The sequence below is a fragment of the Leisingera sp. JC1 genome (assembly GCF_001679925.1).
GTDB lineage: Bacteria > Pseudomonadota > Alphaproteobacteria > Rhodobacterales > Rhodobacteraceae > Leisingera.
Genome location: NZ_LYUZ01000079.1, coordinates 15,485 through 36,452, shown reverse-complemented (window position 1 = coordinate 36,452; position 20,968 = coordinate 15,485). Strand labels below are relative to the sequence as shown.

General features: G+C 62.3%; 19 protein-coding genes and 1 tRNA gene. 5 read left to right on the top strand and 15 right to left on the bottom strand.

Annotation, left to right across the window (positions count from 1 at the left end; genetic code table 11):
* Positions 1–4: 4 nt before the first annotated feature.
* From A9D60_RS07510 to purB, 5 genes are all read right to left on the bottom strand, one after another.
* On the bottom strand, positions 5–937 hold the full coding sequence (locus A9D60_RS07510) for a lysophospholipid acyltransferase family protein (protein ID WP_065267000.1): 933 nt from the start codon (positions 935–937) through the stop codon (positions 5–7).
* A gap of 161 nt (positions 938–1,098) precedes the next feature.
* Positions 1,099–2,280 (bottom strand): flagellar motor switch protein FliG, encoded by a 1,182-nt coding sequence (locus A9D60_RS07505; RefSeq protein WP_065266999.1) that lies wholly within the window; start codon positions 2,278–2,280, stop codon positions 1,099–1,101.
* A gap of 76 nt (positions 2,281–2,356) precedes the next feature.
* Positions 2,357–2,872: a tetratricopeptide repeat protein gene (locus tag A9D60_RS07500; protein WP_175392919.1), complete on the bottom strand. Its 516-nt coding sequence runs from the start codon at positions 2,870–2,872 to the stop codon at positions 2,357–2,359.
* Between the two features lie 154 nt (positions 2,873–3,026).
* Complete coding sequence (locus A9D60_RS07495) at positions 3,027–4,028, bottom strand: phosphotransferase family protein (RefSeq protein WP_175392918.1); 1,002 nt, start codon at positions 4,026–4,028, stop codon at positions 3,027–3,029.
* Positions 4,029–4,188: 160 nt separating this feature from the next.
* Positions 4,189–5,493: an adenylosuccinate lyase gene (gene purB, locus A9D60_RS07490; RefSeq protein WP_065266996.1), complete on the bottom strand. Its 1,305-nt coding sequence runs from the start codon at positions 5,491–5,493 to the stop codon at positions 4,189–4,191.
* Positions 5,494–5,579: 86 nt separating this feature from the next.
* On the opposite strand from purB, the gene A9D60_RS07485 reads away from it, so the two are divergent.
* On the top strand, positions 5,580–5,927 hold the full coding sequence (locus A9D60_RS07485; protein WP_065266995.1) for a hypothetical protein: 348 nt from the start codon (positions 5,580–5,582) through the stop codon (positions 5,925–5,927).
* 70 nt (positions 5,928–5,997) lie between these two features.
* Here A9D60_RS07485 and A9D60_RS07480 read toward each other — a convergent pair whose 3' ends face one another.
* Both A9D60_RS07480 and A9D60_RS07475 read right to left on the bottom strand, forming a co-directional pair.
* Entirely contained in the window at positions 5,998–6,255 is a 258-nt protein-coding gene (locus tag A9D60_RS07480) for a DUF6455 family protein (protein WP_065266994.1), read from the bottom strand.
* A gap of 152 nt (positions 6,256–6,407) precedes the next feature.
* Entirely contained in the window at positions 6,408–7,640 is a 1,233-nt protein-coding gene (locus A9D60_RS07475; RefSeq protein WP_065266993.1) for a bifunctional alpha/beta hydrolase/OsmC family protein, read from the bottom strand.
* Positions 7,641–7,735: 95 nt separating this feature from the next.
* Between A9D60_RS07475 and A9D60_RS07470 the strand changes: the two genes are divergently transcribed.
* Positions 7,736–8,284: an NUDIX hydrolase gene (locus A9D60_RS07470; protein ID WP_065266992.1), complete on the top strand. Its 549-nt coding sequence runs from the start codon at positions 7,736–7,738 to the stop codon at positions 8,282–8,284.
* Positions 8,285–8,348: 64 nt separating this feature from the next.
* Here A9D60_RS07470 and dddP read toward each other — a convergent pair whose 3' ends face one another.
* From dddP to A9D60_RS07435, 7 genes are all read right to left on the bottom strand, one after another.
* Positions 8,349–9,692 carry a dimethylsulfonioproprionate lyase DddP gene (gene dddP / locus A9D60_RS07465; protein ID WP_065266991.1) on the bottom strand — a complete coding sequence of 448 codons (1,344 nt, stop codon included), beginning with the start codon at positions 9,690–9,692 and terminating at the stop codon, positions 8,349–8,351.
* A gap of 149 nt (positions 9,693–9,841) precedes the next feature.
* Complete coding sequence (locus A9D60_RS07460; RefSeq protein WP_175392917.1) at positions 9,842–10,678, bottom strand: hypothetical protein; 837 nt, start codon at positions 10,676–10,678, stop codon at positions 9,842–9,844.
* A gap of 351 nt (positions 10,679–11,029) precedes the next feature.
* Positions 11,030–11,824, bottom strand: a complete 795-nt coding sequence (locus A9D60_RS07455; protein WP_065266989.1) for a lytic murein transglycosylase — start codon at positions 11,822–11,824, stop codon at positions 11,030–11,032.
* A gap of 92 nt (positions 11,825–11,916) precedes the next feature.
* Positions 11,917–13,164: an Hsp70 family protein gene (locus A9D60_RS07450; protein ID WP_065266988.1), complete on the bottom strand. Its 1,248-nt coding sequence runs from the start codon at positions 13,162–13,164 to the stop codon at positions 11,917–11,919.
* 83 nt (positions 13,165–13,247) lie between these two features.
* Complete coding sequence (locus tag A9D60_RS07445) at positions 13,248–14,996, bottom strand: tetratricopeptide repeat-containing sulfotransferase family protein (RefSeq protein ID WP_065266987.1); 1,749 nt, start codon at positions 14,994–14,996, stop codon at positions 13,248–13,250.
* A gap of 117 nt (positions 14,997–15,113) precedes the next feature.
* Positions 15,114–16,520, bottom strand: coding sequence for a type I glutamate--ammonia ligase (gene glnA, locus A9D60_RS07440; protein WP_065266986.1), 1,407 nt, complete (start codon positions 16,518–16,520; stop codon positions 15,114–15,116).
* Between the two features lie 47 nt (positions 16,521–16,567).
* A complete protein-coding gene (locus A9D60_RS07435; protein WP_008554830.1) occupies positions 16,568–16,906 on the bottom strand; it encodes a P-II family nitrogen regulator in 339 nt (112 codons plus the stop codon).
* Positions 16,907–17,075: 169 nt separating this feature from the next.
* On the opposite strand from A9D60_RS07435, the gene A9D60_RS07430 reads away from it, so the two are divergent.
* On the top strand, positions 17,076–18,770 hold the full coding sequence (locus A9D60_RS07430) for a bifunctional ADP-dependent NAD(P)H-hydrate dehydratase/NAD(P)H-hydrate epimerase (protein WP_065266985.1): 1,695 nt from the start codon (positions 17,076–17,078) through the stop codon (positions 18,768–18,770).
* 3 nt (positions 18,771–18,773) lie between these two features.
* Here A9D60_RS07430 and A9D60_RS07425 read toward each other — a convergent pair whose 3' ends face one another.
* Positions 18,774–19,301, bottom strand: a complete 528-nt coding sequence (locus A9D60_RS07425; RefSeq protein ID WP_065266984.1) for a Hint domain-containing protein — start codon at positions 19,299–19,301, stop codon at positions 18,774–18,776.
* Positions 19,302–19,522: 221 nt separating this feature from the next.
* Between A9D60_RS07425 and A9D60_RS07420 the strand changes: the two genes are divergently transcribed.
* Positions 19,523–19,606: transfer RNA gene (locus tag A9D60_RS07420), tRNA-Leu, on the top strand.
* A gap of 178 nt (positions 19,607–19,784) precedes the next feature.
* Positions 19,785–20,903: a porin gene (locus tag A9D60_RS07415; RefSeq protein WP_254656646.1), complete on the top strand. Its 1,119-nt coding sequence runs from the start codon at positions 19,785–19,787 to the stop codon at positions 20,901–20,903.
* Positions 20,904–20,968 lie beyond the last annotated feature (65 nt).

Sequence of the window (20,968 nt, the reverse complement as noted above, 5' to 3'; positions counted from 1 at the left end):
CGCTTCAGTCCACCGGGCTTTCCGCCTGCCGGGCTGCCTTGCCGACCGGAACATAAGGTTTCCAGCGGCGGTGAATCCAGAACCACTGTCCGGTGTGCTTGCGGACAATTGCTTCCAGGTCCGCGCTCAAAGCCTTGGTCATGGCCAGCGGATCTGACGGCGGCACCTCGGCGTTCATCACGATCTCGAAATCCAGACCGTTTTCCTGCCGCACGGCATAGACCGGGATCAGCGCAGCGCCGAATTTCAGCGCCAGTTCCGCAGGCACGGTGGATGTGACAGCAGGCTTGCCGAAGAAGTCGACCAGCTGGCCGCCCTGGGCATGCAGATCAGTGACAATGGCAGCGATGCCGCCCTTTTTCAGGTGACGCACCAGCTCCACCATGCCGCGTTTACCCTGTTCGAACATCGGCTCGCCGTTCTGCTTGATGGCGTCAACATAGTGCTCGTTGAAATACGGGTTGGCCATTCGGCGGTACAGGGCGCCCATCTCGTGACCGCGGGCCACAAGCGCGGCGCGGGCCGCGTCGTAGTTCCCAAAATGGGCGGTGGCCAGCAGCACCGGCCGGCCTTCTGCCCGGGCCGCTTCCAGGGCTTGCAGGCCAGGGCCGGTGATAGGCGCGGACCTGGCCCGTTCGTGAAAGGGCTTGCCTGCGTAGATTTCCGCAATCATCCGGCCTGCGTTGTCGCTGACGTCGCGGTACAGATCAGCGGGGTCCAGGTCCGACAATTCCGGGCTGACAAGTTTCAGGTTGTCGCGCACCCGCTTGTCAAAGCGCGCTAGCCGCCCCATGGCAGTGACCAGGCGGCCCATCATCGGCACACGCAAGCGATAGGGCACCAGCCCGGCGCCCAGCAGAAGGCCGCGCAGGAACAGGTTGCTGCCAAAATATTTGACATGGCTCCAGGTGGAGAGCTCGGAAGGATCTGCGGGCATGGCGTCTGGATATCTGCGGCGCGGAACTGCGCCCGGAAGCCTGCATCATACGCAGCCGCGGCAGCGGGTACAAGCAGCTCGCGAATGTGATGCGGCACGGCGGCTGCGGCGGGAAGCCGGCTCCCGGTTCAGCGCTTTTCGGCAAGCCTGTCTGCTGTGTATCAGCCGCCCTCTTGCTCTTCATCTTCCTCTACCGACTTGAGTTCAATTTCGCCGGTGGAAACCAGATCGCGCATGGCGCTGATAATCAGGCTGTAGGCAGCCTCGCCATCGCTGCGTTTGACCTTCCCGCGCTCTGCCACTTCTTCGCGGATGTTGTCGGCCATCCGGCTCGACATGTTCTTGAGCAGAAACTCGGAGGTGGCGACATCTTCCTCGTCGGTGGCAAAGGCAATGGCGGTCACCAGATCCGGCTGGGACAGCACCCGGATCAGCTTGGGCACGTCCAGCGGTTTCATCCGTTCGGAGACCAGCGCATAGGTAAAGATTGCCTTGCGCACCGAAACAGCGAACTCCTCATCTTGCTCGTCCAGTGCTGTCAGAACCTCATCTCGCTTGGCCGCGGCAGCCTCCGTCAGGACGGCGCCCAGGCGCTGGCCAGGTGTCTGGTCAAACGCAAGATCAGGCCGCGCCTCCACCTGAGCGGCCAGAGACAGGCCGATGCGGTCCACTGTGTCCGGCGTCACATTGGCGGTCTGGCTGACTGCATAGGTGATGCGGCGGGCCACCGGTCCGGGCAGATGGATCAGCATCTGGGCTGCCTTCGCGGTATCCAGCTTGGACAACAGCACGGCCGCTACCTCGGTGCTTTCGGCCTGGGCCAGTTCAGCCAGATCCTCAGGCGGCAGCTGCTTCAGCCGCTCCCAGGGGTCGCCGAACTGGCGCACCCCAGCCTCGCGGCGCAGGCGGGTGTGGGTATGACGGCTGATCTTGCCTTCCATCGCGCTCAAGGCGCCTGCCAGGCCGTTGGGAAAATGCAGGCCGACATTGTCCAGCAGATCGGCAAATTCACCGGCAACGGAATTCAGTGTTTCCCGGTCGACAATCCGCATCCGGCCCATCTGCTGGGTCAGTTCCAGCTGCAGATCGTCGGGCAGTTCCTCCAGGGGGATCTCGGCGCCTTCGTTCAGCAGAAGCCGGACGATGATAGCGGCCTTGGCCTTGCCGCTGAGGCCGGAGGCCGCAGCAGGATTCGCGAGCGCACCGCCGCCCATGCCGCCGCCGAGACCGCCTGCATCCAAGCCGCCCAAAGGCGCCGGAGCGGCGAAATCGCCCATGTCCATTCCGCCCATTCCGCCCCCGCCCAGATCCATCGGAAGCGCCAGCATATCGTCTTGAGGCATTCTCGCACCCTAGAAAAGATTCTTCTCAATCATTCAGAGGCAGGATAGGCCGCAAGCCGTAAAGAAAGGCTGAAGCCTAGTAGCTGTAGGAGGTGCCTGTTTCCAGCGCGCTGCGCAATGAGGCCTCGGCCCAGCTGCCACCACCGCCGCGGGCGCGGATTTCCTTCCATTGGGCAAGGGCCGCGCCGTATTTTCCCTGTTCAACAAAGCCTTGGCCCATATAGGACCGTGCCAGGATGTTGTCAGGGTCCTGCGCCAGCGCCTGATCATAATAGGCCTGCGCCAGTTCCTGGTTGCCGAGCTTGCGATGGGTGAAGCCCCAGTAGGTCAGCACCATGCTGTCCTTCTGATCGGCCATTGCGCTCAGCACCGCCTGGGCGTCTTCCTGGCGTCCGGCATAGGCCAGCTCTCTGGCTGCACCCAGCAGCCCGTCCTGGTTCAGCGAGGACTTCCGCGGCCGAACACAGCGTTTCTTCTCCTCATCCCACACCCGCTTGCCCTTGCAGGTCTTGGTGGTCTCAGTTGGTTTCGGCGGGTTCCAATCGTTGCCGCTGGCGGCAAGGGCCGCCTGCGGCGCTGTAAGGCAGACCATCAGAAGCAAAGCCGGGAGCGGGGCTGCAGTCGGGACGGATCTTTGGGCAAGTCGGCGCATGTCTGAAGCTCCTGCGGTGTGGGTTGCGGACAAACTAGCCCAGCTTCCGCGGCGAAGGCGAGCCGGTTGTCTTCAAATTTGCGTTGGTTCCGGATTAAGTCTGGTGTTGCGCCAAATCGTGGGAAGCATGGGGGGCTGGTGTAAAAACATGCGCCAATCGGCCACGGATCTCTGCAAGCCGCCGCGCTGCGCGGCTGCCTTCGGCGGGGGCGCGGGCAGTCAGCTTAGCCCATTCGGTCATGAGCTTGGCGCGCAGGCTGAAGGCCAGCAAATCAGGCGGTACCGGATGGCGATAAGTGCGCAGGAACATATCCACATGATGCTGGCGGATGCCGCCTGCTCCCAGATCCTGCGGGCTGGCGGGTTTTAGCAGATCCAGCATTAGGAAATCCACAACATCATAGAGACCCAGCTTGCGGTGAGCATAGGCCAGATCCAGCCCGCAAGCTGTGCCCTTACCGTAGATCAGGTTGCCGCCGTGAAAATCGCCATGGGCGAACAGGCTGGGGGCGGTCCGACCCTGCAGGGCCTCCGCTTGCTCCGACAGGCGTTGGATGTGACCAAGCGCCCGGGCATCAGGTTGCCCGTCGTCTGGAACCTGCGCTAGCGCGGTGTCGATCTCGTCAAAGATCCAACCTGTGTGAAACCGGTCTTCGGATGCTGTTTCCAGCTCGTGCAGCTTGTGCAACCAGGCGCCAGCGCGGCGGAAGACCTGTGCTGCTTGTTCCGGGGACGAGGCGCGCAGGTACATGCCTGTCGCGGTCTGGCCCGTGGAAAAGCGAGTGACATGGAAAGTGCCGTCGCGGCCGAGGTATACTGGTTCGGTTACAGACAGGCGCACATCATCGGCGAAATGCGCCTGCAGCCTCTGCAGATGCCGGAACTCGGGTTCAAGCCAGCCCGGCTCCTCAAGCTGGTCGCATTTCAGGGCAAAGCTCTGGCCGTTTTCGTGCACGAGGCTAAACACCAGCTGCGCCCGTTTGCCAAAGCCGGATTTATGGATGCAGGTGTAGGCGGTTTCGCCCGGCTGGCCGCATGCAGAATTGAACTCCGCCACTTTGCGCTGCACCGCGCTGTCGTCAAATTTCGAAAACAAGCTCAAATCGCAAACCCGCTGAAACCTTGCCACGGCCCTGCCGCGAAGGCCGATGCTGCTGTCTTAACAGGGGGACTATGGCCCGCAGATGTTGAAATTTCGACAAAAAAGCGCCCCGTCAGGTTGACGGGACGCTGAAGATCCAATGCTGTAGCCCGGCTTAATCGCCGAACACGCGCTTGAAAATCGTGTCGACATGTTTGGTGTGGTAGCCCATGTCGAACTTCTCGTTGATCGCTTCTTCGCCCAGCGCCGCAACCACGTCCGCATCGGCCAGCAGAAGCTCGCGGAAATCGACGCGCTCCTCCCAGACTTTCAGGGCGTTGCGCTGCACCATTGCATAGGCGTCCTCGCGGCTGACGCCGGCCTGGGTCAGTGCCAGCAGCACCCGCTGCGACATTACCAGGCCCGGGAATTTGTTCATGTTGTCCAGCATGTTCTCCGGGAAAACCAGCATCTTGTCGACGACCCCGGCCAGACGGTGCAGAGCGAAGTCCAGGGTGATGGTCGCATCCGGGCCGATGCCGCGCTCGACGGAGGAGTGCGAGATATCGCGCTCATGCCACAGCGCCACGTTTTCCATCGCCGGGATCACCGCCATGCGCACCAGGCGCGCAAGGCCGGTGAGGTTCTCGGTCAGAACCGGGTTCTTCTTGTGCGGCATCGCCGAGGAGCCTTTCTGGCCCATCGAGAAGAATTCCGCGCCTTCCAGAACCTCGGTGCGCTGCATGTGGCGGATTTCCACCGCGACGTTCTCGATCGACGAAGCAATCACGCCCAGGGTGGCAAAGAACATCGCGTGGCGGTCGCGCGGGATCACCTGGGTGGAAATCGGCTCAGGGCGCAGGCCCAGCTGCTCGCAAACATGTTCCTCAACCGCCGGGTCGATGTTGGCGAAGGTGCCGACCGCGCCGGAGATCGCGCCGGTGGCAACTTCCCAGCGGGCCTTTTCCAGGCGGTTCTTGTTGCGGTCCATTTCCGCATAGAAGCGGGCAAAGGTCAGGCCCATGGTGGTCGGCTCTGCGTGAATGCCGTGGCTGCGGCCGACTCGCACGGTGTTCTTGTGCTCCAGCGCGCGTTTTTTCAGCGCCGCCAGCACCTTGTCCATGCCCTCCAGCAGAATGTCGGCGGCGCGCACCAGCTGCACGTTCAGGCAGGTGTCCAGCACGTCCGACGACGTCATGCCCTGGTGCACAAAACGCGCCTCTTCAGAGCCGACATGTTCGGCCAGATGGGTCAGGAAGGCGATGACGTCATGCTTGGTGACGGCCTCGATCTCGTCGATGCGGGCGACGTCGAATTCCACGTCTTTGGCTTTCCACACCGCGTCAGCGTTCTCGCGCGGGATCACGCCGAGGTTGGCCATGGCTTCGCAGGCATGCGCCTCGATCTCGTACCAGATCTTGAATTTGGTCTCGGGCGACCAGATTGCGACCATCTCGGGGCGGGAATAGCGGGGGATCATGGGCGAAGGCACCTTTATGTGATTGCGCAGCAGATGCCCGGCCTCTTAGATCAGCAGAGACAGGACAGCAAGGCTGGGAGAGGGCCATGAGGCAGTTTGCCCTGATGATTGCGTTATCATGCACCGTTTCGCCGGTTTGGGGCGACGAATGGCGGGTTTTGAACGGTGAAGAAGTGCAGGCGGCGCTGGAAGGGCGCAAGCTGGTTTACGGCAGCGGTGCCTGGCAGGAATTCCGTGCCTCAGGCCGGACGCTTTATAACGCAGGCCATGACAGCTGGGGCTACTGGGGGGTGCGGGGTGGAAAATACTGCTCCACCTGGCCGCCTTCGGATCTGTGGGCCTGTTACGCGCTGGAAAGCAACGGCGAGGCCATCCGGTTTGTTGGGGAAGGCGGTGACATCACCACCGGCCGGTACGCTGAGACTGCAGAGTGAGCCAGCGCGCAGATCCGCACGCTGCAAACTGGATAGTACACAGCGGATGCGAGCAGCCGTATAGAAGGGGTTAGCCGCCCCGTAAATGCGCCAGCAGCTGAGCGTTGCGGCAGTAGGACGGCGCCTCCGCCAGCTCCGTTGTCTCCCGCTGCAAGTCACTGCAGCCGTCCTGGTTGCGGCAGGTGCTGCAACGCAAGACCGCGCGCATGTATTTCTGGCCCTGCGCCTGCGGGTCCGCGGCCACGATGCCGCCATAGTCGATGCCCAGACGGCTGGCCATGCCCTGCACCAGATCGCTGCTGCGCCCGAGTTTCGCGAAAAGTCCCATGTCTCTCCTCCCATGCCCGGCGGCGGCCGGGCGTGGACACAGCATGGTCGGGATTGTGTGGCCGGACTTTGATGTGGCGCAAATTCCGCAGCAGTCGGGTTCTCACGACTGCACCGTCCGGGCGCGGGAGCGCTGACGGAAATTCGGGAGCGTCAGGCAACGGCTTTTTCCGCAGCTTCCAGCCTTGTCACCACCTTGGCGCCGCTTTCCAGCGTCCGGTGCACCGGGCATTTGTCAGCGATTTCCAGCAGCCGCGCGCGCTGCTCTGCGCTCAACGGTCCGCAGAGGCGCACCACCCGGGTGAACTGGTCGATCTTGGCAGGCCCCGACGGCAGCGCATCCTGGGCGTGCACCTTGTCGTGGCTCACATCGACGCTGATCCCCTCCAGCGGCCAGCCCTTGCGGCGGGCATACATCCTGAGCGTCATCGAGGTGCAAGCGCCCAGGCCCGCGGCGACAAAACCGTAAGGCGACATTCCGCGGTTGGTGCCGCCATAGGCCAGCGGCTCGTCGGCGAAGGCATGGTGGTAGGGGCCGGATTGCACATCCTGCAGGAAACCCTCCGGGTCCGCCTCCGTCACCCTCAGGATGCCCTCCGGCGCACCGGGCGGCGGCGCGGGCGGCGCCATTTTGACATAGCGCCCGGCCCAGGCGGCAATCACTTCTGCTGCGTATTCGGCATCCGCCGCGCGGGTGATCAGGTGGTCGGCGTCATCCAGGGTGACAAAGCTTTTGGGATGCTTGGCGGCGGTGAAGATCGACGCGGCATTGTCGATGCTCACGGTCTCATCACGCGGCGCATGCAGCACCAGCAGCGCCGCCTTCAGCTCCGCAATTGCAGGCGCCAGTGCCTCGGCATGGATGTCGTCGACAAACTTCTTGCCGATCACAAACGGCCGCCCGCCCAGGCAGACCTCGGCGCGGCCCTTGGCCTCGATCTCCGGCAGGGCGGCATCGAAGTGGTGCGAGACATGGCCCGGATCAAACGGCGCCCCCAGGGTCACCACGCCCTTCACAGACGGAATGCCCGCACGCGCCCGCAGAACTGCGGCGCCGCCCAGCGAATGGCCGATCAGCAGCGCCGGCGCCATATCGCGCGCCGCCAGGTATTGCGCGGCCTTGATCAGGTCCGCCACGTTAGAGCTGAAGGTGGTGTTCTCAAACTCGCCCTCCGAATGCCCCAGCCCGGTGAAGTCGAACCGCAGGACCGCAATGCCCATGGCCGCCAGCCGTCCGGCAATCCGCCGCGCCGCCGGAATGTCCTTGGAGCAGGTGAAGCAATGGGCAAAGAGCGCTGTCGCCAGCACCGGCCCCTCGGGCAGGTCGAGGCGGGCAGCAAGAGTGTTTCCGGCGTGGCCGGTAAAGGTGATCCGTTCCGTGGGCATGGGCGTGGCCTTTGTTGGGTGTTCCGCATAGATTGAGCGCTCGGACAGCCTCTAACAAGCCAACAGGCCGGAACGTCACGGGAAGGTGAAGGCAGATGAGCAGCAACGCACTTACGGGCATCGGATGTTACAGCCCGCAGACCGCGCGGGACCGTGGCATGTGGGATCGCCTGTCTGAGTTTTGCGCCAGCGAGCCTCAGGCCTTTGGCCGTAATCCGGAAACCGGCCATATCACCGGCTCCGCCTTTGTGCTGTCACCGGACCTGCAATGTGTGCTGCTGACCCATCACAAGAAGCTCAACCGCTGGTTCCAGCTGGGCGGCCATTGCGACGGCATTGCCGATGTGCCGTTCGTGGCGCTGAAGGAAGCTTACGAGGAAAGCGGGCTCACGCGGATCAGGCCGCTGTCGGCGCAGGTCTTCGATGTCGACATTCACGAAATCCCGGCGCATCCCCGCGACTGCGCGCATCTGCATTACGACGTGCGCTACCTGTTTCAGGCAGAGACGGGAGAGATTGCTCCCAGCGATGAATCCCACGCGCTGGCCTGGGTGCCGCTGACCCAGCTTGAGGAAGTCACCGATTCACCCGGAGTTTTGGTCCTGCGCGAAAAGCTGGCGCCGTTCCTCAAGCTCCATTGTTAATCGGAAGCGCCCGCCGCCGCAGGCCGTTCCGGCCCCTTCGTGCGGAAGGGGCCGGGTGCAGCGTTCAGGCCTCGCCCAAGAGCGCCTTGTCGAAGGGGTAGCTGGTCAGATTCTCATAGCCGTCTTCGGTAATCAGCACCTGATCTTCCAGCTTGATCGAGAAATCGCCACCTTCCGGAGAAACCAGCGCCTCGACGCAGAGCACCATGCCCGGCTCCAGCTCGTAATCGAAGGCGCCTTCGACCATCTGATCCGGGTAGGCCACCAGCGGCCATTCATCGCACAGGCCGACGCCATGCATCATGCAGCCGTATTTCTGCTTCTGGAACTGATCATCCAGGGGATGGCAGCCCTTGGACAGTTCCTGAATGTTCACGCCGGGCTTCAGCATCTCCATGTTGTGGCGGATGTGCTCCAGCCCGTGCTGCATGGCATAGATCATGTCGGGCCGCGGTTTTTCATCTCCGATCCACCAGCTGCGGGAAATGTCGATGCAGATCCCGTAGGAGCCGACCAGATCGGTGTCGAAGCTGATCATCTCGTTGTTCTGGATGATGCGGGGGCCGCATTCCTGGAACCACGGGTTGGTGCGGGGCCCAGAGGCCAGCAGCCGGGTCTCGATCCATTCGCCGCCGCGGCGGATGTTTTCCGCGTGCAGCACCGCCCAGACATCATCTTCAGAGATATTGCCGCCGGGGATCTGCTCGCGGGCAAATTTTTCCATCGCCGCCACCGCGGTTTCGCAGGCGTGATGGGCGCAGCGCATCGCAAGGATCTCGTCCGGGCCTTTCACCGCGCGGCATTTTTCGGTCAGCTCCTCGCCGGGGTAAATCTCAAAACCCTGTGCCTCCAGCGCCCGCAGCCCGTGCAGCATCACCTTGTCCACGGCCAGGCGTTTGTTGCTGCCGCTGTGCTCCTCCAGCAGGATGCGCACCTCGTTGGAGAACTTGTCCGCCGCCACGTCGATCTTGTCGCCCCGGTCGAAGTAGAACAGGTCGGCACCGGCGCGCTGCTCCCGCACCAGCGGGTTGAACTCGCTGAGGAACGGCGACTGCTTGTAGTCCCACAGCACCATGTAGCCGTCGGCGCAGATCAAGAGCGCGCGGAACGGGTTGTGGGTGTTCCACAGCTGCATGTTTGTGCTGTCGGTAGCATAGCGGATGTTCAGCGGGTCAAACACCAGGAGGCCGCCGTAGCCGCGGTCGTTGATGTGCTTGACCAGCCGTTCCCACCGGAACTTGCGCAGCGCCTGCAGGTCGGGAAGCTGCAGCCCGGCCTCGGCCCATTCGCCAAATGCCAGCTGGGTCGGGCCGATCTCAACCCGGTCATTGTCATTCGGAGTGTTGTCGCCGAGTTTGGCGCCGCGGGTGGGGTCAATCTTGCGGATGTCGCGGTAATGCTCGTTCATGCTCGGAAGTCCTTGCTGCACAGTTCTGTACAATGTGCAGCCGGAATCAGGCGGAATCGCTGCTGAAAACGACGGAATTGACCGTCGTTTCTGACTTGCAGCAGAAATGGAGGGCAGGGGATCCATGGTCCCCCGCAACTGGAGCGCTACTACGGCAGAAGCGGCCGGGCTGCCAGAACCATGCCTGCGCTTTCAAGATAGAGGAGCAGCGCGGTCAAAAACAGCAGATGGCTGATAAGCCGCAGCCGCCGCGGACGGGTCAGCGTCATTGCGGCCAGCGTTGAAGACTGCACCTGCCGGCTCCATCTGGCCCGCAGATCCGGGAGGAAGGCAGAGACGCCCGACCCGTTCCAGGACCTGCTGGAGGCCGGCGCAGCCGAACTCGCCGCTTTGCGGATCTCGGCTTCATGGAAGGCGCGGTCGCAATGCGCCTCCAGAGCCAGCGCGGTTTGATCCACAGGTGTAAAGCAGTCCTTTCCGCGGGGCCTTGGCTGTGTCTTGCGGACTGCCTCAGGCGGGCGGGTCACTGCCGCAGCTGCGACGGGAACAGGTTCGTGTCTGTTGCCGGCTTCGGGATCAAACGCGCTCAGGAACTGTTCGCAGGTCAGCGCAATCCCGGTGTCGAGCCATTCAACAAAGGTCGCCTCCACCCTGTCCAGCAGACGGCGCAGCATTTCGGCCAGAATCAGTTCCGAGATTTCCTGATCGCAATACCCGGGATAGGATGGGGCCAGCGACAGCTCCAGAAGGGCCGAGGGCTGCATCACGCTGCCGGGCAGCTTGCTGGTGCGGCGCAGGGGAACCCGGCGCAGGCGCACGGTCACAAGATAATGGTCACACTGCAAACGGGCGGTGTTTTCCGCGCGCGCTGTGATCATCTCCGCCGGGTGGCCAAAATCATCCAGCGTGTCCACAACTGCGGTAACCGCAGCCGAAAGAGTATTGCCGTCGCGGCATTCCAGCCCCAGCCGGCCTGTATATTGCACGTTCTCTGCCACTGTCCGGGTCCTCCATTCAGGGTGCCGACAGAGAAACTATAAAATTTGAAATAGTTGAAAGTGGGGCACTCCAGGCTGAATTCAGACAGGCGGCACCTGCTCAGGGTTGTGAAATAGGGCATCCTGCAAGCTGCTGAAATTAAATGAGTTTGCGTAGAAACTTCAGAATCCGTTGCCAGGAATATGTCCCAACTGTGACGGGCGGCGGTCACATTGATGCCCAAAGGCCTACAATGGCGGCGGAAGCACACGCACTGTTTGTCAGACCAGCCCGCAACGAAAGCGCCCGCCATGCGGCGGGCGCGATTCTCTGCGGTTCTGATGCGATTGCAGTGCCGCTCAGCCGTCGATCTGGCGCCCCATGATTGCCAGCGACTGCTGGTATACGGTGGCGGCGTTCCATTCCTTCAGCACACGGTAATTCGGCTCTCCCTGCTGGTAACCCCTTCCTGGCTTCCAGCCTTTCTGGCGCAAGTAATTGGCGGTGGAGGCCAAGGCATCGCCCATGTTATAGAAATCGACCCGTCCATTGCCGTCCCAGTCGACGCCATATTCCAACGCGTTGCCGGGAAGGAACTGGGTGTGGCCAAGTTCGCCGTGCTTGGCGCCCAGGGTTGCAGGTGTGATAGCGCCCTGGTCCACCAGCTTCAGCGCCCCCAATGCGTGCGGCCGGAAGAAATCCGAGCGGCGGCAGTCATAGGTCAGCGTGACGATGGCGGAGACAACCTGGCTGTCTCCCATGTAGTTGCCAAAGGCTGTTTCCATCCCATGAATCGCAATCAGCACACCTGCTGGCACGCCGTATTTGCGCTCCAGCGCGGCATAGAAATCCGGGTTGCGCGCCTTGCGCTTGCGGCCCTGGGCCACGATGGTGGCAGAGCCGCGGATCTGCATGAACTTCTCCAGCGAGTATTTGAAGCTCTTCTGGTTGCGGTCGGCAGCGATAGTGCGGCGGGCGTATTGCGCATTAGCCAGCGCCTGAAGCCCCGCCTTGCGCACGCCTGCGCGCTTGGCCTCGCGCTGGAATTCCTGTTTCCAGGCATCAAACCCGGCGGAGGTATTGCCGCAGGTCGCGGCGAGGGCAGGGGAAGCAAGCAGGGCGGAAATCAGGGCAGGGGCAATCAGCCGGCGCATGAAGAAAACTCTCAAATGTGACTCGTGACTTGCAGCCTAACGCGCTGGCGGCCCGAGTCTAACGGGAAAAGCCATCATTGCTTCCCATTTCCTCAGGCAAATGCGCTGCCGGCAGCCAGCGCCAGCCCGTCAGCAACCGCGGTCATGGCATTTCCCGTTTCGAGCCGGGCATTTGGGCACAAGTCGCGCATTTCCGCCTGCACAGCGGACAGCAGCGAAGAGCCGCCGACCAGAACGACACGCTCCACCTTGCCGGGCGCAATTCCCGCCTGCGCCAGTGTGTCGGCCGCGCAGGCGCCAATGGACGCGGTCTGCTCCGCCAGCGTCTGCGTCATGCCGGCGGCATCCAGCGGCACCGACAGGCCGCGCTCCAGCAGTTTCAGATCGATGAGTGCTTGGGCACCGGTGCCATTGGCGCGGATCTTGCCGTGTTCCACCGCAAAGGCCAGCTCATGGCCAAGTTCGTCCTCCAGTACTGCGACCAGCCGCGCAAGTTTCTCCGGCTCCACCGCATTGGCGGCCAGATCCTTCGCTGCCCGGCGGCTCTCCGGGGCATAGAGAAAGGGGATCATCTGCCAGGTTGCCAGATCGTTGAACAGCCGGTTCGGCGCGGGCAGGGTGCCGCCGCCGAATGCGTTGCGGATCTGGCTGCCCTGGCCCAAGAGCGGCATCACGTGGCGGATGCTCAGCTGCCGGTCGAAATCGGTGCCGCCCAGCCGGACGCCATGTGAGGCCAGGATACGGGTTGCCCCCTCCGCGTCCTGCTCAAAGGCGGTAAAGTCCGAAGTGCCGCCGCCGATATCGACAATCAGCCCCAGGCCCGGCGCCGGCGCGGCGGCGCGCAGGGCGGCCTCGGGTTCATACATGAACAGCACATCCTGAAATCCCGCCTCCAGGTAACAGGCGCGGAGGTCGGCCTCTGCCTGTACGTTGCGTCCCTCATCCTTGGAATGGAACCGCACCGGCCGTCCAGACAGAGCATGGGTAAACTCCATATGCGTCGCTGCTTCGGCCCGCCGTTTCATCTCCGCCAGGAACCGCGCAATGAGAGTGGCAAAGCTGATCCGCTCGCCGCCCAGCCGCCGTTCCTCCTGCAAGAGCGGCGTGCCCAGCAGGCTCTTCAGCGCCCGCATGAACCGCCCCTCATCCCCATTGATAAGCGCCCGCGTGGCACTGTGGCCGATCCGCATGGTGCGGCTGCCCTCCTCAAAGAACACCGCAGTGGGCAATGTCTGTTCGCCCGGCTCCATCTCCACCAGCCAAGGGCGGCCTGCAACTGCAATGCCGGCGGCGGAATTGGAGGTGCCGAAGTCGATTCCAAGGGTGTTGGGGGTGGTCATGGAAAAGCTCCGGAAGCAGGAAAGGAGCCTGCGCCAATACCACCTTGGCCGTGAAAGGCAAAGACCCTCTGCTTTTTTGTGCGTCAGCCTTCCCGGAGCTCTGGCCAGAGCTCCGGGTTCAGCTCGCTAATAAAGGGTGCAAGCGTCTCCAGATGCTGTTCCCACTTGCGGACGGACCGCGCGTGCACAGGCTCGCGAACCTGGTGCAGGCTGGCAGTCAGTACCTGGCCGGTGTGGCGGTGCGGCTCGGCCATCTCCGGCACCCAGTCCAGCCAGCAATGGCTTGCAATCAGGCGGCTTCCGCTCTGAATGTCCGCAACCAGATCTTCATACCGCAGGTCAAGGATACGCCCCGGCAGAACGCGGTGCCAATGTGCCATCAGCTCTGCGTACAGGTTGAAGCGGTGTGCCATCGCCCGCAGATCGTAAGTGTAGGGAAGCGCGCCGCCGGCAAACAGCGTCTGCCACTGCGACAGTGCGGTGTCGCGCGGGTCCCGTCGTAAATGGATCACCTTGGCCTGCGGATTGGCCTGCAGCAGGAAGCCCAAGAACCGGAAGTTCTCAGGCATCTTGTCAACATAGGCGCGGGTGCCTTCCGGCATTGGCGGCAGGTTCTCTCGGGTGACGCGGTACATTTCCTTCACCTCTTCCGCGCCAAACGCTGCGCCCGATTGCAGCGCGGCAACCATCCGTTCATCAATGCGCCGCTCGCCTGCAGCAATGACCGCCGGGTGCGCGCCAAGCACTGCCTCCGTCAGCGTCGTGCCGGAGCGCGGCATTCCAATGATGTAGATCGGACAAGGCTCTTGCGCTGTTTTGGTCTGCAGCACCGCTGTTTCAGGAAACCGGGACAGGGCTTCCTGGCTCAGCTGAGTTTGCTGCCGCCGGTCATAGGGCAGCAGCTGCGCAACGGTTTTGTTTCCGCATCTGTACAGGTCTTGGGCTTTCTGCAGGTCTCCGGCCCGTCGCGCAAAATGAGCAGCCGCAAACTCCAGGGACGCCCGATCCAGCGTTTTGGGCGGCGTTTTTTTCAGAACCGCTTCCGCCGTTTCCTGTGTCTCAGCCACCTGATCCGCAGGAAGCGCCAGGGACAATTGCAGCAATGCGTTTGCATAGCCTGGATCGGATTTCAGAATTTCCTTGTAAACGGCGCAGGCATCGTCCCGCAGACCGCTTGAGTCCAGCAGCGATCCGATCCTCGAAAGCGTTTGCGTATTGTCCGGGTCAATCGACCGGGCCTGCTGCAGGACTTGCAGCGCCTCATCGGTTTGCAGCTGATAAATCAGAAGGTCGGCAATGCAGTGGCGAAGGCAGATGTCGCCGGGCGCCAGTTCCAAGGCACTGCGGTATCCGGAAAGAGCCGCATTGATTTCCCCCAGGTCCTCCTCGGCCTCGGCCAGCAGTCTGACAGCCTGCAAATTCTGCGGCGCCAGCCGCACAGCCTCCGCTGCAGCGGTGCGGGCTCCGGTGAACTTCTGCAGGCTCCGGCGTGCCGAAGCGAGCGCCAGCCAGCTGCTGACGTCCTGCGGCTGCTGCTGAACTGCTTTGGCCAGCACGGTTTCGGCCTTTGCTGTCTGGCCTGTTGCCGTCAGCGCCAGCCCGAGGTTGCGCCGCGCGTCGTGAAAGGACGGGTCAAGCTCCAGCGCCTTGCGGTAGAGAGGAATGGCCTCGCGCTCCTTGCCTGCCGCGCAAAGCGCCACCGCTGCGAGGTTCGGAAACAGCGGATGGCCCTTGTGCTTCTTCATCGCCGATTTGGCCGCTTTCAACGCGGCTTTGTGATTGCCCTGACGGGTCAGGGTAAGGGCGGTCTGGATGTCGGATTGCAAGCTCATGCCGCCAGCAATGGGTGATGCCCGCTCGGAAATCAAGCGGTGCCATGCCGTTATGCAACGGCCTCTCAAAAGCAAAAGGCGCCCCGAGGGACGCCTTTCCGTGTCTGGTCTTTCAGCTTAGCAGCTGTAGTACATACCGAATTCCACCGGGTGCGGGGTGTGCTCGTACTTGTGGACCTCTTCCATCTTCAGCTCGATGTAGCCGTCGATCTGGTCCTTGGTGAACACATCGCCCTGCAGCAGGAAGTCGTGGTCGGCGGCCAGCGCGTCCAGTGCTTCGCGCAGCGAGCCGCAGACGGTCGGGATGCCTTCCAGCTCTTCGGCGGGCAGGTCGTACAGGTTCTTGTCCATGGCTTCGCCCGGATCGATCTTGTTCTTGATGCCGTCCAGGCCGGCCATCAGCAGCGCGGCAAAGCACAGGTAGGGGTTTGCGCTCGGATCGGGGAAGCGAGCCTCGACGCGCTTGGCTTTCGGGCTTTCGGTCCACGGAATACGGACGCAGCCGGAGCGGTTGCGGGCGGAGTAAGCGCGCAGGACCGGGGCTTCAAAACCCGGGATCAGGCGCTTGTAGGAGTTGGTGCCCGGGTTGGTGAAGGCGTTCAGGGTTTTGGCATGCTTCAGGACGCCGCCGATGAAGTACAGCGCTTCCTGGCTGAGGTCGGCGTATTTGTCGCCGGCAAACAGCGGCTTGCCGTCTTTCCAGATCGACATGTTCACGTGCATGCCGGAACCGTTGTCGCCATAGATCGGCTTCGGCATGAAGGTCGCCGACTTGCCATAGGCGTGCGCCACGTTGTGGATCACGTATTTGTACTTCTGCAGCTCGTCCGCCTGTTTGGTCAGGCTGTCGAAGATCAGGCCCAGCTCGTGCTGGCAGGACGCAACCTCGTGGTGGTGCTTGTCGACCTTCATGCCCAGACGCTTCATGGTGGACAGCATTTCCGAACGCAGGTCCTGCGCTTCGTCGGTCGGGTTCACCGGGAAGTAGCCGCCCTTCAGGCCCGGGCGGTGGCCCATGTTGCCCATTTCGAACTCGGCGTCGGTGTTCCAGGAGCCGTCGGTTGCGTCAACCTCATAGGACACCTTGTTGATGGTGTTGGAGAAACGCACGTCGTCGAACAGGAAGAACTCTGCTTCCGGGCCCATGTAGGCCACGTCGCCAATGCCGGAGGACTTCAGGTAGGCTTCGGCCTTCTGGGCAGTGCCGCGCGGGTCGCGCTCGTAGCTTTCGCCGGTGTCGGGCTCAACGATGGAGCAGTGGATGCAGAGAGTCTTCTCGGCGTAGAACGGGTCGATATAGGCCGAGGTGGTGTCCGGCATCAGTTTCATGTCGGAGTTTTCGATCGACTTCCAGCCGGCGATCGAGGAGCCGTCGAACATGAAGCCTTCTTCCAGGAAGTCTTCGTCAACCAGGTCCACATCGACGGTCACGTGCTGCAGCTTGCCGCGCACGTCGGTGAAGCGGATGTCGACATAGGCGACGTCTTCGTCTTTGAGTTGCTTGAGAACTGCGTCTGCGCTCATTCCCTCGGTCCTTTTGATTTAGATGTCAGGATATTCGTTGAATTCGTTTACAGCGCGTCCGGGCCGGTCTCGCCGGTACGGATGCGGATCGCTTGCTCGACGGGCGAGACAAAGATTTTGCCGTCGCCGATTTTGTCGGTCTTGGCGGCATCGACAATGGCCTCGATCGCCTGGTCGACCTGATCGTCGTCCAGCACCACCTCGACCTTCACCTTGGGCAGGAAGTCGACCACATATTCAGCGCCGCGGTAGAGCTCGGTGTGGCCCTTCTGGCGGCCAAAGCCCTTGACCTCGATGACAGAAAGACCCTGGACGCCGACGTCCTGCAACGCTTCCTTCACCTCATCCAGTTTAAAAGGCTTGATGATGGCTTCGATCTTTTTCATGCCTTGGCTCCTCGCAAGCTTGTTGGGGGTGTCATTTCACTTCTAAATGAAGGCAGCAATGCGCGCCTGTGCAGCTGCGGCAATTGTGGGCAGAATTTGATCGTAGCTGCCTAAAAATTAAGCACTGCGTCCAAAAAATGCGCAGAATTGAATCGGGGAAGGGCGAACCATGACCGAACTGCTGACCGCAGCCCAGATGCGGGCCATCGAACAGGCCGCCATTGCATCCGGCGAAGTGACCGGGCTGGAGCTGATGGAGCGGGCCGGGCAGGGGGTGGTTGAGGCCATCTTCGAGGAATGGCCGGAGTATAAAACAGCGCCCCAGAGCGTCGCGGTGTTGTGTGGCCCGGGCAACAATGGTGGAGACGGATTTGTCGTGGCTCGGTTGCTTGCTGGCAAAGGCTGGACTGTGAAGGTCTTCTTGTACGGTGATCCAGATAAGCTGCCAGCTGATGCGCGCACCAATTATGAGATTTGGCTGGCTGACAACCAGGTCGAGGTGCTCACCGAAAGAGCGTTCCGAAAGGAGCCTTACTGCTTGTATATTGATGCCCTGTTCGGGGCCGGGCTATCTCGCCCGTTAGAGGGTGAAGCCCTTAATGTTGCTTCCCATATGTCGGGGCGCAACGGTGATGATTACAGTGATAGCGTTGTCGCCATAGATGCCCCGTCCGGCCTCTGCTTGGATAGCGGAACTGTTCTTGAGGAAGCGCCGCTCAGCCTCAGCCATCCGATCTTTGACCAACAGGGGCAGGAACCTCGAGGTCGTAAGCCGTTTCAAGACAGATTTGCAGCCCTGACAGTTACGTTCGACAGCCCAAAGTTCGGTCATTTTGTAAATGAAGGCCCGTCTGTGTGCGGCCATGTTGTTGTTAAAGACATTGGGTTGGAACAATGGCGAGTGCTGAAAGAAACTATACCCGGCACGCCTCCTCGGTCATTGCGACTGCCTCATTCAATTCTGCTGGGAGAGTGTCCATTAGTCGAAGATCGTCGGAAGCCTTGGATCTCTCGATTTGATTCCGTTCGATGCAAAAAGGCATCCTCAAAAGGCCACAAATACTCCCATGGCCACGCCCTTGTCCTCTCCGGCGGCCATGGCAAGACCGGCGCCGCCCGGCTGGCCGCCCGCGGCGCCTTGCGGATCGGGGCCGGGCTGGTCACCATCGGCTCGCCGCGCTCGGCAATGTTTGAGAACGCTGCCAACCTGACCGCCATCATGCTGCAGCAGATTGACGGGGCGCATGGGGTCAGTGAATTGCTGGAGGACAGACGTTTCAACGCGGTCTGCCTCGGCCCGGGCCTGGGGCGCGGCGCCGACACCCAGGCAGTGGTTATGGCGGTCCTGAAGGAAAACCGCGCCACCTTGCTGGATGCCGATGCGCTCACAAGGTTTGAGCTGAAGCCGGAGGCGCTGTTCGACCTGCTGCACGAAAACTGCGTGCTCACCCCGCATGGCGGTGAATTTGCCAAGCTGTTCCCGGACCTGGCAGAAAAACTGAACGCGCCCGCAACAACCGGCCCCGCCTATTCCAAGGTGGACGCCACCCGCGAGGCCGCCAAACGTGCGGGCTGCGTGGTGCTGTTCAAGGGGCCGGATACGGTGATCGCCGCGCCGGACGGGCGCTGTTCGGTCAATTCCGCCCACTACGAGCGCTCCGCGCCCTGGCTCGCTACCGCAGGATCGGGCGATGTGCTGGCTGGCTTCATTACCGGCCTGATGGCGCGCGGGTTCGCCCCGATGCGGGCGGCTGAAACCGCTGCATACATCCACGTCGAATGCGCGCTGGAGTTCGGCCCCGGCCTGATTGCCGAGGACCTGCCAGAGCAGATCCCCGCGGTGTTCCGTAAACTGGGCCTCTAAGGCTCAGGCCGCCGGTCGCAGGTCCTGTTGCGGCGCGGCCGCGGCTGCCAGTTCCAGCCCGCCTGCATAGATCACATGCGGGCGGGAGAACTCCAGCACCGTCAGATCCATCATCTGCAGGCCGAGATCGCGGATGAACTCGCCGTCCACCAGCTCATAGGCCGGCACCACCGCCTGCGGCTGGCCGAACATCGCTTTGGCACGCCAGTCGCGCACCAGGATGCGCTGGTCCCACGGAACCACAAGATCGCTGTCAGCGCGCATGTCTCCCAGGGAGCCTGCGGCAATGCACACCGCCTGCAGCATTGCACGGCGGGTGCGGACGTCCTCTACCTGCGCCATTCCTTGCGTGCGGGTGATCAGGCTGTCGCCGACCTTGATTTCTTCCGCCGCACGCTCTCCCTCGCGGGTCAGCACGATGGTGCCGCGCAAGAGGCTGATATTCTGGCTGCCTTGAAACAGCCGCCGGGGCTGTGCCTGGACGCGCATCGCCATTTGCGCGCGCAGGGCCGCATTTCCAAACGGTTTCATATTGTTGCTCGCTTTGTCTGCCTCAGACTTTTTTCCCAAACTACCGCACAAGCGGATTCCGCGCCCAGCCTTTTTGCGCGAAAACCCGCCTATTGTTGCGATATTCCGCACCGATTGTTGCCGTTTTGCACATTGGCAATTCGGGCACGATTTCCCCTCGCATCCGCCGCCAAGCTTTGCTATTCAGCGCGTCACGCGGCGGGCTTGCCCCGGCGCACAGTGCGGGTGTGGCGGAATTGGTAGACGCACCAGATTTAGGTTCTGGCGCCTTTGGCGTGGGGGTTCGAGTCCCTTCACCCGCACCATTCACTGAAATCAACAGGACGCAGTCGTGCATGTGCGGCGGCTGATGGCTGGTCCGGCGGTCCGGTTCGATAATTTGCCCGGTCCCCGCCTCCCGTATGCTATACTGGACCCTGACCGGCCTGCAGCCAGCGGCCGGCCCAAGCGTTTACCAGTACATTGTTGAAAAGGGGGATGGCCATGAAACGTCTTCTGCAAATCTCCACTGCGGCTGCGGGGGTGTGTGCCATTGCGGCCCCGGTGTCAGCCGAACTGCGGTATGACAATAATTCCGGCGGCTATGTCGAAATCTACGGCCAGTTCAATCCGGCCATCATCTCCGTCGATGACGGCCAGCAGACCGAAACCAACCTGCTCGACAACGATTTGTCCCGCTCCCGGGTCGGACTGCGCCTGATACAGCCTTTCGGGGCCAATACGTTCGGGTTCCGGTTTGAAACCGGGCTGGGCTTCCCGAACTCGACCGAAGTGAATCAGTTCGGCTCCGACTACAGCGGCTGGACCCGTGCCGACCTGCGCCATGTGGACTTCTGGCTGGAAGGCAATTGGGGCAAGCTGTCAACAGGGCAGGGCAGCATGGTGGCGGATGGCGCCGCGGAGACCGACCTGTCCTATGTCGGCACCGCGCTTTATTCCTACACGGTCGATCCCAACGCGGGCTTCCTGTTCCGGGATACTGCCGGCACGCTCAGCGGCCCGTCGCTGGGCGGCGCGTTTGACAACCTCGACGGCTCCCGCCGCGGCCGGATCCGCTATGACACCCCGGATCTGAACGGGTTTACTGCCGGTATCGCCTGGGGGCAGAACATCCTGTCGTCAGGGGATGATGCCGATTACTACGATATCGGTCTGCGCTACGGGCAGGAATTCGGCTCCACCAACTTCGCGGCGTCGCTGGCCTATCAGGTGCGTGACGATGCCGGGGCTGAACGCTCGGATGTGATCGGCTCAGCCTCGGTGCTGCTGGACAGCGGCATCAGCTTCACCGTAGCGGGCGGCAGCCGGGATGATGATGCGGCGGGTTCCAGTGATCCCAGCTATTACTATGCCAAGATCGGCTATGAGACCGACAACTGGCTGCCTTGGGGCCAGACCGGGCTCGGCGTGCATTACTACGATGGCGAGGACTTCAACGTTACCGGCTCCAGCACCAAGGGCTGGGGCATCGGCGCGGTGCAGAAGGTCGACAGCATCAATACCGACATCTACCTGACTTATCAGGAGTATGAGTATGAGGACAACGCCGCGACCTACCAGGATCTGACAACCTTGGTTCTGGGGGCCCGCTGGCGGTTCTGACCGCAATGGCACCAGCCGGAAACCGCCCCGCCTGGCCGGGGCGGTTTCAGTTTCCGAGCAAAATA

Coding starts and splice junctions, on each gene's coding strand:
- A9D60_RS07510 (WP_065267000.1), bottom strand. CDS start 937: ATGCCCGCAGATCCTTCCGAGCTCTCCACCTGGAGCCATGTCAAATAT.
- A9D60_RS07505 (WP_065266999.1), bottom strand. CDS start 2,280: ATGCCTCAAGACGATATGCTGGCGCTTCCGATGGATCTGGGCGGGGGC.
- A9D60_RS07500 (WP_175392919.1), bottom strand. CDS start 2,872: ATGGTCTGCCTTACAGCGCCGCAGGCGGCCCTTGCCGCCAGCGGCAAC.
- purB (WP_065266996.1), bottom strand. CDS start 5,493: ATGATCCCCCGCTATTCCCGCCCCGAGATGGTCGCAATCTGGTCGCCC.
- A9D60_RS07485 (WP_065266995.1), top strand. CDS start 5,580: ATGAGGCAGTTTGCCCTGATGATTGCGTTATCATGCACCGTTTCGCCG.
- A9D60_RS07480 (WP_065266994.1), bottom strand. CDS start 6,255: ATGGGACTTTTCGCGAAACTCGGGCGCAGCAGCGATCTGGTGCAGGGC.
- A9D60_RS07475 (WP_065266993.1), bottom strand. CDS start 7,640: ATGCCCACGGAACGGATCACCTTTACCGGCCACGCCGGAAACACTCTT.
- A9D60_RS07470 (WP_065266992.1), top strand. CDS start 7,736: ATGAGCAGCAACGCACTTACGGGCATCGGATGTTACAGCCCGCAGACC.
- dddP (WP_065266991.1), bottom strand. CDS start 9,692: ATGAACGAGCATTACCGCGACATCCGCAAGATTGACCCCACCCGCGGC.
- A9D60_RS07455 (WP_065266989.1), bottom strand. CDS start 11,824: ATGCGCCGGCTGATTGCCCCTGCCCTGATTTCCGCCCTGCTTGCTTCC.
- A9D60_RS07450 (WP_065266988.1), bottom strand. CDS start 13,164: ATGACCACCCCCAACACCCTTGGAATCGACTTCGGCACCTCCAATTCC.
- A9D60_RS07445 (WP_065266987.1), bottom strand. CDS start 14,996: ATGAGCTTGCAATCCGACATCCAGACCGCCCTTACCCTGACCCGTCAG.
- glnA (WP_065266986.1), bottom strand. CDS start 16,520: ATGAGCGCAGACGCAGTTCTCAAGCAACTCAAAGACGAAGACGTCGCC.
- A9D60_RS07435 (WP_008554830.1), bottom strand. CDS start 16,906: ATGAAAAAGATCGAAGCCATCATCAAGCCTTTTAAACTGGATGAGGTG.
- A9D60_RS07430 (WP_065266985.1), top strand. CDS start 17,076: ATGACCGAACTGCTGACCGCAGCCCAGATGCGGGCCATCGAACAGGCC.
- A9D60_RS07425 (WP_065266984.1), bottom strand. CDS start 19,301: ATGAAACCGTTTGGAAATGCGGCCCTGCGCGCGCAAATGGCGATGCGC.
- A9D60_RS07415 (WP_254656646.1), top strand. CDS start 19,785: ATGAAACGTCTTCTGCAAATCTCCACTGCGGCTGCGGGGGTGTGTGCC.